13 protein-coding genes are annotated in these 12,168 nt (G+C 62.8%); all 13 read right to left on the bottom strand.

Features of this window, described 5'->3' with window-relative positions; translation table 11 throughout:
- Positions 1-133: 133 nt before the first annotated feature.
- The 13 genes from PP263_RS02915 to rpsP all read right to left on the bottom strand — a co-directional run bounded on the left by PP263_RS02915 (position 134) and on the right by rpsP (position 12,007).
- Positions 134-1,234: a permease gene (locus PP263_RS02915; protein WP_308366873.1), complete on the bottom strand. Its 1,101-nt coding sequence runs from the start codon at positions 1,232-1,234 to the stop codon at positions 134-136.
- The gene (gene cueR / locus PP263_RS02910) at positions 1,227-1,622 is read right to left on the bottom strand and encodes a Cu(I)-responsive transcriptional regulator (RefSeq protein ID WP_308366872.1); all 396 of its coding nucleotides are present in this window, start codon (positions 1,620-1,622) and stop codon (positions 1,227-1,229) included. The genes PP263_RS02915 and cueR overlap by 8 nt, the downstream gene beginning before the upstream one ends.
- 185 nt (positions 1,623-1,807) lie before the next feature.
- Positions 1,808-2,248 (bottom strand): hypothetical protein, encoded by a 441-nt coding sequence (locus PP263_RS02905; RefSeq protein ID WP_308366871.1) that lies wholly within the window; start codon positions 2,246-2,248, stop codon positions 1,808-1,810.
- A gap of 18 nt (positions 2,249-2,266) precedes the next feature.
- On the bottom strand, positions 2,267-2,893 hold the full coding sequence (locus PP263_RS02900; RefSeq protein ID WP_308366870.1) for a LysE family translocator: 627 nt from the start codon (positions 2,891-2,893) through the stop codon (positions 2,267-2,269).
- A complete protein-coding gene (locus tag PP263_RS02895; protein WP_308366869.1) occupies positions 2,890-3,819 on the bottom strand; it encodes a DMT family transporter in 930 nt (309 codons plus the stop codon). The genes PP263_RS02900 and PP263_RS02895 overlap by 4 nt, the downstream gene beginning before the upstream one ends.
- Positions 3,820-3,934: 115 nt before the next feature.
- On the bottom strand, positions 3,935-5,662 hold the full coding sequence (gene recJ, locus PP263_RS02890) for a single-stranded-DNA-specific exonuclease RecJ (protein WP_308366868.1): 1,728 nt from the start codon (positions 5,660-5,662) through the stop codon (positions 3,935-3,937).
- A gap of 130 nt (positions 5,663-5,792) precedes the next feature.
- Positions 5,793-7,184, bottom strand: coding sequence for a threonine synthase (thrC, locus tag PP263_RS02885; RefSeq protein WP_308366867.1), 1,392 nt, complete (start codon positions 7,182-7,184; stop codon positions 5,793-5,795).
- A 144-nt stretch (positions 7,185-7,328) separates the two neighbouring features.
- Positions 7,329-8,624, bottom strand: a complete 1,296-nt coding sequence (locus tag PP263_RS02880; RefSeq protein WP_308368548.1) for a homoserine dehydrogenase — start codon at positions 8,622-8,624, stop codon at positions 7,329-7,331.
- A gap of 237 nt (positions 8,625-8,861) precedes the next feature.
- Positions 8,862-9,608, bottom strand: coding sequence for a thioredoxin fold domain-containing protein (locus PP263_RS02875; RefSeq protein WP_308366866.1), 747 nt, complete (start codon positions 9,606-9,608; stop codon positions 8,862-8,864).
- Positions 9,609-9,871: 263 nt separating this feature from the next.
- Complete coding sequence (rplS, locus tag PP263_RS02870; protein ID WP_308366865.1) at positions 9,872-10,222, bottom strand: 50S ribosomal protein L19; 351 nt, start codon at positions 10,220-10,222, stop codon at positions 9,872-9,874.
- Between the two features lie 221 nt (positions 10,223-10,443).
- Positions 10,444-11,208, bottom strand: coding sequence for a tRNA (guanosine(37)-N1)-methyltransferase TrmD (trmD, locus tag PP263_RS02865; RefSeq protein ID WP_308366864.1), 765 nt, complete (start codon positions 11,206-11,208; stop codon positions 10,444-10,446).
- Positions 11,209-11,210: 2 nt separating this feature from the next.
- Positions 11,211-11,750, bottom strand: a complete 540-nt coding sequence (rimM, locus tag PP263_RS02860; RefSeq protein WP_308366863.1) for a ribosome maturation factor RimM — start codon at positions 11,748-11,750, stop codon at positions 11,211-11,213.
- 17 nt (positions 11,751-11,767) lie between these two features.
- The gene (gene rpsP / locus PP263_RS02855; RefSeq protein WP_078084810.1) at positions 11,768-12,007 is read right to left on the bottom strand and encodes a 30S ribosomal protein S16; all 240 of its coding nucleotides are present in this window, start codon (positions 12,005-12,007) and stop codon (positions 11,768-11,770) included.
- Between the last annotated feature and the right edge of the window lie 161 nt (positions 12,008-12,168).

The raw sequence follows: 12,168 nt of genomic DNA, 5'->3' as shown, positions 1-12,168 counted from the left end.
GCCCTGGTGCCGGGGGCCGTTCGGGAAACGTTTGCTGATGAGGCTGTTGAGCGAACGGCCACCGGCGCCAGGGCCGCCACTGAGCCGGGCCCCCTCCCCCAGCCCCTCCCCCGCAAACGGAGGGGAGAAATCATCAGCCAAAGTGGTTCATCAGCAGCCCGGCGACGATAATCTGCGGCAGGGTCAGCAGGGGCAGCGCCAGGGCAATGCGCCAGGAGCCGCTGGTGTCCTTGATCGACATCAACTCCGTGTAGTCGGTGGATACGCCGACCATCAGGAAGGCGAAGGCGTTGCCCGGCGCCGCCGCGCGGCTGAAGATATCCGCCGCCAGCGGCGTGGCCCCCTCGGAGCAGACCTCCAGCACCGTGGCGGCCACCAGAGTGGCACCCAACCCCAGCAGCGAGGGCCCGAACCACTGCTGGAACACCGCCGGATCCACAAAGGCGCGCACCAACACCGCCAGCACAATGCCCACCAGCAGCCAGCGCACCACCATCTGCGAACCGCGAATACCCTCCCAGAGCAGGCCCACGACGCTGTTGGGGGTCAACTCGCTCCGTTCCCAGAGTTCCGCCACCTCACCCCGCCAGTCGTAGTCGTCCGGCAAGTGCACCTCATTGGGATTGGCGGGCAGCCTGCCCCCTGCCACCAGCCGGTCCGCCAGGTAGCCCGCCAGCAGCGCGATCAGCGCGGAGCAGAGGATAAACACCAGGGTCCAATGCAAGCCGATCAGCGCGATCAGGATCACCGTGAGCGACAGGGAGTTCCACGGGCTGGCAATCAGGAAAGCCATCACCTGCCCCAGGCTGGCGCCCCGTTTGTACAACTGCATCCCCACCATCAATATGCCGTGGGAGCAGAGGTCGAAAAAGAGACCCGCCAGAGTGGCGCGCACCAGGCCCCGCACACTGCCGCCGCGCCCCAGTACCGAAATCACCAACCCTTGGGGAATCCGCGCCAGCAGGCCCACAAACAGCGCACCCGCCGCCACCCCCCACCACATGGTATGCACCAACTCCACCACACCAGCGCTCATGTGGTGAAGCCATTCCGGCAGCCCGGTGAAATCCAGCACCCAGTAGCTGGCGTAGAGCAACGTCACCAGGGACAGACTGATCCACAGCAGCCAGTCGATACGGCCGTGGGGCTCGTCGGCACAGCAGGCGGAAGCGTGCGGCTCCACCACCTGAGGTTCCGCCACCTCCTTTTTGGGGGAACAACACGGATCAGCCATGATCACCTCCCGCCAGGTTGTCCAGGATGGCGCAGTCCGGAGACTCGTCGCCGGCGCAGCTGTCCGCCAGAGCCCGCAGCGTCACGCGTATTTCGCGCAGGTTGCGCAGCTGTTCCTCAACGCGCTGCAGCTTCTCCCGCACCAGCAGCTTGGCGTCGTGGCTGCGGCGTGCCGGGTTGCGGTGCAGCTCCAGCAGGTCGCGCACCTCGTCGATGGCAAACCCCACCTCGCGGGCGCGGTGGATAAAGCGTAGCGTCTCCAGGTCCCGCTCGCTGTAGTCGCGATAGCCGTTTTCCGAGCGCCCGGGGGCCAGGAGATCGATGGATTCGTAATAGCGCAGGGCCTTGGCGGTAAGGCCGGACTTCCGCGCCGCCTGGGAAATATTCATAAAACCTCCCACATCAGTGTCACTTACGATGCAGGAGGATAAAGATTACCGCAAGAGGAAGGTCAAGCGGCCCGGAAGCAACCGGGACCCGCTGCTCACCGGCGGGCATCGGGCGGCAATTTTCCGGTGAACCTCCGCCGCCAAGCCCCGATAGAGACTCCGGCACAATCGGTTTGAGAAGAAATTCAGGCCCTGTTGTCCGGACAGCTCCCGCGCTCGTACTGGATCTGGTCTGCCGGGTCGAAACCCAGTTCCAGGGCCGTATCCAGGGATTTCTTGCTGACCAGGTGCAGGAGGATGTCCCCGGTGGCGCCCCCACACACACTGGGATACATCCGGTCGGTGCGGGCGGCGCAGTGGGATTCCTGCACCTCCACACCGTTGCCGGTCAGTTTTCCGCTGCTTTCCTCGAGGGTGGTACCGCCGCCCTCGCACTGACGGCTGCCGCGCGCCTCGAATACCCAGATCAACTCCTCCGGCCGCACCGCCGGTTTCTCGTCATCGACGGTTGGCTGTCCGGCGGTGGCGCCGGCTGCGGCTTCGTCAGCTTCGGTTTTCTTGCGCTCTCTCTGGTCGCAGGCGGCTATCGCCAGGACCAACAGCAGTGGTAAAAGGTATTTTTTCATCGATCGGGCTTCCTCCGTTTAGCCAAAAGCCAGCCAGCCTCCGACCATCAGCATCAGGGTGCCGGCGATACGGTTTACCAGGCGCACATTTTCACCGCGGTGCAACAGGCGGCTGAGGGTGCTCCCGCCACTGGCGTAAATCAGCAGGCACAGTGTCTCCAACAGCAGAATAATAGCAACCAGTACTGCCAGCTGCGGCGCCAGCGGGGAACTGTCGTTGAGAAAGGGGGGGAGCAGTGCGATAAAGAACGCCCACCCCTTGGGGTTGGCCACCGCGGTCACGAACCCCTGGGCTGCCAGCGCGCGGCGCGGCGGGGCGGGCGTTTCGCTCTCTTCCGCCAGAACCATCGCCATGCCGCCCCGCGCGCGCCACATCTGAATCCCCAGCCAGGCCAGATAGGCGCCGCCGAGGTATTTGAACAGTTGGAAGGCCGCCGGATACTGCAGCATCACCGCGGCGATGCCCGCCACCGCGGACACCGCCACCAGCGCCACGCCCGCCAGTTCGCCGACCATCATCCACAGGGTACGGCGGACGCCGTAGGTCATGCCCATGGTCAGCGCCAGGGTCATGCACATCCCCGGGGTGACGGAGACAAAAAAGAACGTGGGCACAAACAACGCCAGGGCGGACAAGTCGATCAATGGTGGCTCCCCGTGTGGTTACCGTAGTGGCTCGCCAGCATACCGGCGAGCATCAGCCCGCAACCCACAAGTTCTTTCACGCTCAGCAGCTCGTTGAGGAACAGCCAGCCCGCAACCAGAGCAAATACAGACTCCAGACTCATGATCACCGTGGCGTGGGAAGGCGCCGCGTGGCGCTGGGCCAACAGTTGGAACGTAAAGGCAATGGCGGTGGAGAAAATCATCATGTAGGCGATGGGCCAGGCCGCCGCGAATGCGGAAGCCAGCGAGGGCGCTTCCACAATCAGCGACGTCACCGCCGACAGCAACCCGCACACCAGGAACTGCACGCAGGCCAGGCGCAGGGCGTCGTAGCGGCGCACCAGGTAATCGGCGGACAGTACCTGGATGGCGAACACGAAGGCGCTGGCGAACACCATCAGGTCGCCGATCAATTGCGCCTCCTCGCTGAAATCCGCCAGGCCATAGAGACCCAGCAGCGCCAGCGCTATGCCACCCCAGGTCCAGTGATTGGTCCTATGGCCCAGAGACAGGCCGATCACCGGCACCAGCAGCAGGTAGAAACCGGTGATAAAGCCCGCGCGGCCAGCGGTGGTATAGAGCAGGCTGGCCTGCTGCAGCGCGGCGCCGAGAAACAGCCAGAATCCCAGCACTGCGCCACCGGGCAGGCAGGCCCGCCAGTCGTGTTTCACCCGGTGGCCGCCGTCCTCGCCGGGCTGGATCTCTTTACCAAGCCGCGGCGCCCGCCGGTAGGAAAACCGGTAGACAATGGGAATCAGCAGCAGACCGCCGAGAAAGAACCGCCAGGCGTTGAACGCCAGCGGTTCGATATGTTCCATGGCGATTTTCTGCGGCACGAACGCCAGGCCCCAGAAAAGGGCCGAGAACAGCAGCAGGACTTCGGCCTGGAGTTGTTTGCGTTTCATTTCGGCAGTTTCAAACTCTCATTGACTCGTCAAACCGCCGCGCGCCGATATCCAGTTCAGTGGCACCTGGGTTCCGGCTTGCGCCGGAGTGACGCAACGCATTGCGGCAAACGTATCAAGCAGGTTCCAGATGGCTTACCAGCAACTGAAGCGTTTCGCGTCCGCGATATTCGTTGATATCCAGCTTGTAGGCCAGGAGAATTTTTTCCGCCGGCTGCGGCCACTGGTCCCTGTCCACATTGAAGGCGATGGCGTCCAGGGCCCGCTGGGGTTCAGCGACCGGGGCCACCACCATTTTCAGGTGGCGGTCGCCGACGATGCGCTGTTGCAACAGCAGGAATTCACCGTCGAACACCGGCTCCGGAAACGCCTGTCCCCAGGGTGCGCAGTTGCGCAGTTGCGCGGCGGTGTGCAGGCTGAATTCCACCGCCTCCAGTTCGCCGTCGGTATCGATCACTGCTTCCAGTTGCGATTCGCTCAGGCGGTTGCGCACCGCCATTTCGAAGGCATCGGTAAAAGCGGCAAAGTTTTCCGATCGCAGGCTCAAACCGGCGGCCATGGCGTGGCCACCGAACTTCTCGATCAGGTCCGGATGCGCAGCCGCCACATCGCTCAGCGCGTCGCGAATGTGCAGACCGGGAATGGAGCGCGCCGACCCCTTGATCAAACCGTTGTCCCCCTCGGCAAAGGCGATGACCGGACGGTGGAATTTTTCCTTGATCCGGCTGGCGAGAATCCCCACCACGCCCTGGTGCCAGTTCTCGTCGTAGAGGCACAGGCTCCAGGGGATTTCGCCCTCGAGTTGCAGCTTTTCCAGCGCCGCCATGGCTTCCCGTTGCATGCCCTGCTCTATCGCCTTGCGGTCCCGGTTCAATCCGTCCAGTTCCGCCGCCAGATCGCGAGCCTCAACCGGGTCCCGGCTCAGCAGGCAGCGAATGCCGGTGCCTATATCGTCCAGGCGCCCGGCGGCATTGATGCGCGGACCGAGGATAAAGCCGATGTCGGTGGTGGACAGTTTGCGCTGGTCGCGCCCGGCCACTTCCAGAAGAGCACTGATACCCGGGCGGCAGTGGCCGGCGCGGATGCGCGCTATGCCCTGGTGCACCAGAATGCGGTTGTTGTGATCCAGGGGCACCAGGTCCGCGACTGTACCCAGGGCCACCAGGTCCAGGTACTCGGCCATATTCGGCGCGGCAATGCCACTTTCAGCGAACCAGCCGCACTCATCCAGCGCGCTGCGCAAACGGCTCAACAGGTAGAAAATCACCCCGACGCCGGCCAGGTGCTTGCTCGGAAAATCACAGCCGGGCTGGTTCGGATTGACGATGGCATCCGCGTCCGGCAATTGCGACCCGGGCAAATGGTGGTCGGTGACGATCACCGTCATGCCCGCGGCCCTGGCCGCGGCCACGCCTTCAATGCTGCTGATGCCGTTGTCCACGGTGATCAGCAGGTCGGGCCGGTAGTCCACTGCCACTTCGACGATTTCCGGCGTCAGGCCATAGCCGTAGTCGAAGCGGTTGGGCACCAGGAATTCCACCGACGGCGCGCCCATGGCGCCGAGCGCCAGCACCGCCAGAGTACTGCTGGTGGCCCCGTCGGCATCGAAATCGCCGACGATCAGAATTTTCCGCTGCTCGCGCACCGCCTCCACCAGCAGCGCCACCGCCCTTTCCACGCCCCGCATGGACTCGGGTGGGTACAGCTTCGCCAAGCGGTGGTCCAGCTGTGCCTCGCTGGCGACACCGCGACCGAGCAGGACCCGCTGGAGAATTTTCGGGGTATCAGAAGCAAAACGGCCAGTGGAGAGATCCACTGGCCGCCGCCGGATTTTCTTATTCATATTTTCCGTTTGCTGTTGGCTGTTGGCTGCGGGCGCAAAAGTGAGTGCCGGTCGCGGCCGCTCAAAGCGTAGGGTGCGCCGTGCGCACCATTGTACCGGTGCGCACGGCGCTCCCTACACTGTCCCCTGGTTACGCCAGGGCTGTCGCGATAAATTCGTGGACCTTCGCCAGGTCGTTGGGCAGTACCCGCATCCGTTCCTCGCGTTCGAACAGGCCCTGCATGTGCGCCGGCAGGGGGATCTTTTGCGTTGGCAGTGCGCGGGCAACCGCTTCCGGGAATTTTGCCGGATGGGCGGTGGAGAGGCAAACCATGGGCTGCTGGCGCGACTTGCGCTGCCGCCGGGCGGCCTCCACACCGATGGCGGTGTGCGGGTCCAGCAGGTATTCACTGGACTCGAACATCTCGCGAATCACCTCCACGGTGCGCAGGTCGTCCAGCCGGTGGGATGAAAAGACCTCCCGCGCCCTTTTCAGCGCCCGCTCCTCCAGGTGCATAGACACACTGCGATCGGCAAGCAATGCCGCCACCGCTTCGCCGTCGCGGTCGTAGAGATCGAACAGCAGGCGCTCGAAATTGCTCGACACCATAATATCCATGCTCGGCGACAGGCTGTGCACCAGCGGTTTTGGAGAGTGGTCGTTGTCGCTGATGCAGCGGTGCAGGATATCGTTGGCGTTGGTGGCGATCACCAGTTGGTCGATGGGCAGGCCCATCTGCCGCGCCAGGTAGCCGGCAAAAATATCGCCGAAGTTCCCGGTGGGTACGGAGAAGTTCACCGTCTTTTCCGGCGCGCCCAGGTTCACCGCGGCGTAGAAGTAATAGACGATCTGCGCCATGATGCGCGCCCAGTTGATGGAGTTGACCGCCACCAGGCGCCGGCCGTCCGGCAGGAATGACTGGTCGGCGAAGCTGGCCTTGACCATGTTCTGGCAGTCGTCGAAGTTGCCTTCCAGGGCGATATTGAACACATTGTCCGACAGTACCGTGGTCATCTGGCGGCGCTGAACCTCCGATACCCGGTTGTGCGGGTGCAGGATAAAAATATCGATGTTGTCGCAGTGGCGACAGCCCTCGATGGCCGCGGAGCCGGTATCGCCGGAGGTGGCCCCCATCACCACCACCCGCTCGCCGCGTTTTTTCAACAGGTGGTCGAACAGCTGACCGAGAAACTGCAATGCGAAGTCCTTGAACGCCAGAGTGGGGCCGTGGAACAGTTCCAGGATCCACTCGTTGGTATTCGCCTGCACCAGCGGCGCCACGGCGCTGTGGCGGAAATTTTTATAGGAACGCTGAATGATTTCACGCAGCTCTTCGTCACTGAGGTCTTCGCCGACAAACGGCTGAATAATCCGAAAGGCCAGCTCGCGATAGTCGAGACCCGCCATCCCGCGGATTTCCTCTGCGGAAAATTTCGGCAGGGATTCCGGCACATAGAGGCCGCCGTCGCTGGCGAGGCCGGTGAGTACGGTATCGGCAAAGGAGAGGGACGGCGCGCGGCCGCGGGTACTGATGTATTTCACGGTATTTTGATTCTGAAAAAGCTGAAAATTTATTGGTAGGAGCGGCCCATGGCCGCGATCGGGCTCGCGGAATACCGACAGACCGATCGCGGCCATGGGCCGCTCCTACAGGGAAAGTTCAAACCAGGAGCCGGCGCTTCCGGCCTAACCCAGCGGCTCCACACGAATGCGCACCACCTCGCCCTCGACGGTATCCAGGGTCTCTATCTGTGCCACCGCCTCGCGCAGACGGGCTTCCTTGGCGCGGCTGGTGAGAATCACCACCGGCACCAGGGCCTCGCCCTCGGCCGGCTCGTGCTGGATCAGCGCCTCGATGCTGATGCCCTGATCGCTGCAGATTTTCGCCACTTGGGACATGACCCCGGGCTTGTCCTGGGCGGAGATGCGCAGGTAGTAGCTGGTGATCACTTCGTCCATGGGCAGGACACTGGCGCCATCCTGATTGCCCGGAGCCACTCCCGCCGCGGGCACCCGCTGGTCCGGGAAGGCCTCCAGGGTGCGCGCCACATCCACGATATCGGCGATCACCGCGGAGGCGGTGGCCTCGGCGCCGGCGCCGGCACCGTAATAGAGAGTCGGGCCCACGGCATCGCCGTTGACCAGCACCGCATTCATCACCCCGTTTACATTGGCGATCAGGCGCCGCTGGGGGATCAGTGTGGGGTGCACGCGCAGCTCCACCCCCTGCTCGGTGCGCCGGGCGATACCCAGGTGCTTGATCCGGTAACCCAGTTCGTCCGCGTAGCGGATATCCTCGCTGGAGATGCCGCTGATGCCTTCCGTATAGACCTTGTCGAAAGCCAGCGGTATGCCGAAGGCGAGGGAGGCCATGATCACCAGCTTGTGGGCAGCGTCTATACCCTCCACATCGAAGGTGGGGTCCGCCTCTGCGTAGCCCAGCTGCTGCGCCTGGGCAAGGGCCTCGGCAAAGCTGCGGCCCTTGTCGCGCATCTCGGTGAGAATGTAGTTACCTGTACCGTTGATAATCCCCGCCAGCCACTGGATGCGGTTGCCCACCAGGCCCTCGCGCAGGGATTTGATAATTGGGATACCACCGGCCACCGCGGCTTCATAGGCAATGGTCACGCCCATCTCTGCGGCGGTGGCAAACAGTTCGTTGCCGTGCTCGGCGATCAGCGCCTTGTTGGCGGTGACGATGTGCTTGCCGTTGGCGATCGCCGCGAGCACCAGCTCCCGGGCCACGGTGGTGCCGCCGACCAGCTCCACCAGGATATCCACTTCGGGATTGGCGGCGACATCGAAAATTTCCCTGGTGACGTTCAGCGCGCTGGTATCACAGGCCGGGTTGTCCCGGCGGGCGCCGATCTGCACGATTTCCACCGGGCGGCCGCAGCGCGCAGCAATCTGTTCGGCGTTGCGCGCAAGCACATTGACGGTGCCGCTGCCAACGGTGCCCAGGCCACAAATACCGATGCGCACCGCGCGCCGGGGGGATTGGGGTTTCTGCCGCTGGGCTGCCTGTTCGGTGGTCTCTTCGACGGATGCGCTCACAACTTCCCTCCGCGCGGGTTACAGCGCAATAAATGGTGTGAAAGACGATAAAAGGACGACAACCATACTGAGGGATGGGGAGAAATGTCAATAAAATTGCACAGGGATAGCGCCCGGTGACAGGTGGCCAGCGGACAGGAAAGCAGCCGCTGACCAACCCGTCACTCAGATACCGAGGGCTTTCACCATGGTGTCAGGAGGCAGGTAGCCGGGCACAACGGTGCCGTCCTGCATTACGATGGTGGGGGTGCCGCGCACATCGAACACTTCATTGCCCAGCTTGTACTGTTTAGCCACGGGGTTGTTCTTACAGACATCGAGCGGCACGTTCTCGCGGTTTTTCAGTGCAGTCAGGGTTTTGTTGCGGTCTTCGGCACACCAGGCGGTGGCGATCTTGCGATACCCCAGGGAGTTCAGGCCGGCGCGGGGGAAGGCCAGGTAGCGCACTTCGATACCGCGCCTGTTCAGCTCCGGCACGTCCTGGTGCAGCTTGCGGCAATAGCCGCAGTCCACATCGGTAAACACGTAGATATGCGCCTTTGTCTCGCCTTTGGGGGAAAAGACGATCATTTCACCCGGGTCCTGCTCTTCCATCACCTCGACCCGCTGCTTGGTGCGGCGTTTCTCGGAAAGATTGACCAGGGAACCGCTTCCAACCTGGTACAGGTCGCCGAATACGAAGTGGCCGCCATCTTTGGAGACGAAGAGCGTGCTGCTCCCGTCCACTTCCACTTCATACAGGCCGCTGATCGGGCTCTCGCGCACCTCGCCGTAACTGGCCTTGGGATTGGCTGCGTGAAGGCGCGCCTTGATGTTTTTGGCCACTTCCGCGTCAACTGCTCCATAGGCGCTCTGTCCCAACAGGGCGAGCAGCGCGCCGATCATCATCAGCGGCTTATTGAAAAGGGTCATTATCGATAGCTCCTTGGTCTGCTTGCAGGCTTCGACTTGTGCGGCCGCTGCCGGTTCCCGCCAGTATGGCACCGGTTGGCAACAAATGCCTCGCTTGGCGTGTTTTAACATATCCCACCTCCCGGCACCATGAAATGCTCCGCAACGCCTACACCTTGGAGCCTCTCCCTCCCGCCCCTCCCACAAGCGGGAGGGAAGTTGGGCATCATAAAAAAGCCGGAGCATCGCTGCTCCGGCTTTTTTCACATCCCGGGGGAAAAGACTCAGTTGAGCTTTTCCTTGATACGCGCGGCCTTACCTGTGAGGCTGCGCAGGTAGTACAGCTTGGCCTGGCGCACGTCGCCGCGGCGCTTGACCTGGACACTATCCACCAGCGGACTGTGGGTCTGGAAGGTGCGCTCCACGCCCACGCCGTGGGAGATCTTGCGCACGGTGAAGGAGGAGTTCAAGCCGCGGTTGCGCTTGCCAATCACCACACCCTCGAACGCCTGCAGACGCTCGCGGTTACCTTCTTTTACCTTTACCTGAACGACCACGGTGTCGCCCGGAGCAAAGGCGGGAACTTCGCTTTTCAGCTGTTCCTGTTCCAGTTGCTGAATAATTTTGTTGGTCATTTGGAATACTCCCAAATAGTGGGCTCTCAAAAATCTACTGCGCGTGCGCCTGGCGGCGTCCGGCGGTGCTCGCAATGCTCATGTACTAAAGTACACTCCGCTTGCTGCGCTCCGGCGGCCACCACCAGCCACCCGCTCGCTACGATTTTTTAGAGAACCCTAGATTGTGTAGCTTCTCAGCTAGTTCACCGGATTACTCCCGCCTCACGGCGAATCCGACATCAAGTTTCTTCGGATTTCCACTCCTGCCGGGCTTCTTCCAACAGTTGCTTCTGCTCCCTGTCCAGCTCCAGCCGTTCCAGCAGATCGGGCCGTCGCTGTTGTGTGCGCGCCAGCGCCTGCTTGAGGCGCCAGCGGCGTATTCTCTCGTGGTTGCCGGAGAGCAAAACATCCGGCACCGCCCTGCCCCGATACTCTTCCGGGCGGGTGTAGTGAGGGCAGTCCAACAGCCCTCGGGCGAAGGAGTCCTCCACCGCCGACTGGTCATGCCCCAGTGCACCGGGGATGAGCCGGGTGATGGCATCCACCATCACCATCGCGGCCAATTCACCGCCGCTCAAGACATAGTCGCCGATGGACCACTCCTCGTCGACGAGCATATCGACAATGCGCTCGTCGATACCTTCGTAGCGGCCCGCCAACAGCACCAGGTTGCCCGCTTCGCTCAGTTGCTCCACGCCGGCCTGATCCAGCGGCCGCCCCTGGGGCGACAGATAGATAGTGCGCGCCGGGCCCGCCTCCCGGGCCCAGGCCCGGGCCTCACCCAACGCCTGATAAAGCGGCTCGGGCAGCATCACCATGCCCGGTCCGCCACCGTAGGGGCGGTCGTCCACGGTGCGGTGCCTGTCGCTGGTGAAATCCCGCGGATTCCAGCAACGCACCTCCAGCAATCCCTCTTTGACCGCGCGACCGGTGATCCCGTAATCGGTCAGAGCGGCGAACATCTCCGGAAAGATGCTTACCAGAGCGATGCGCTTGGCGCGCATCGCTAAAATTCCGGGTCCCAGACTACGGTGATCACACCGGAGTCCAGGTCGATATCGGTAATGTACTCACCCGGGAGGTAGGGAATCAGGCGCTCACTCTCGCCCTCCTTACCTCGCACTACCAGCACATCGTTGGCCCCGGTTTCCATCAGTCGTTCGACGCGACCGAAGTCGTAGCTGTGGCCCTCGAACTCGCTGACCACCCGCAAACCTTCGAGCTGGTGCCAGTAGTACTCACCCTCCGCCAGAGGCGGCATGGCGTCGCTGCGAATGGCGATGTCCCGCTGGCAATAGCGGGCAGCCCGGTCCCGGTCGTCCACGTCTTTGATATGGGCAATCAGGCCCTTGCCGTGGCGCCTGCCCCCGTCAATCTGCAGGGGCTCCCAGCCGTCCTCTCCCTGCAGCCACCACTCGGGAAACTGCAGGATGTTTTCCATCGGCTCGGTATAGGAGTGCACCTTGACCCAGCCGCGAACACCGTAAACCGCGGTGATGCGCCCTGCAGTGATCAAGTCAGCGGATTTGGATCCGTTTTTTGTCACGGGCGCAAACCGGTCGGTCAGGCGGATTCTTTCAGCAGCTTGCTGACCCGGTCGGAAACCTGAGCGCCCTGGCCAACCCAGAACTCGACGCGCTCGCGGTCGATACGCAGACGCTCTTCCTGACCGCGGGCAACCGGGTTGAAGAAGCCGACGCGCTCGATAAAACGGCCGTCGCGGGATTTGCGGCTGTCGGTGACTGTCAGGTGATAGAACGGACGCTTTTTCGCGCCGCCACGAGCCAAACGAATGGTTACCATGTAGCTTTCCTGTAGTTTCAACACACTTCGGCCGCCAGGAGCGGCCGAAAGAAAATCCGATGCCGGCAGTCGGCCGGCCTGAAAGGCGGCGTATTCTAATGGACTGGCTGGTGTTTGTATAGCGCCGGGGCTCGGTATGGATATCAGACTTCGAAGCGAAG

Source organism: Microbulbifer sp. TB1203, from assembly GCF_030997045.1.
Lineage (GTDB): Bacteria > Pseudomonadota > Gammaproteobacteria > Pseudomonadales > Cellvibrionaceae > Microbulbifer.
Note: the sequence above shows the minus strand (reverse complement) of the source record. Positions and strands in the feature narration are given on the sequence as shown.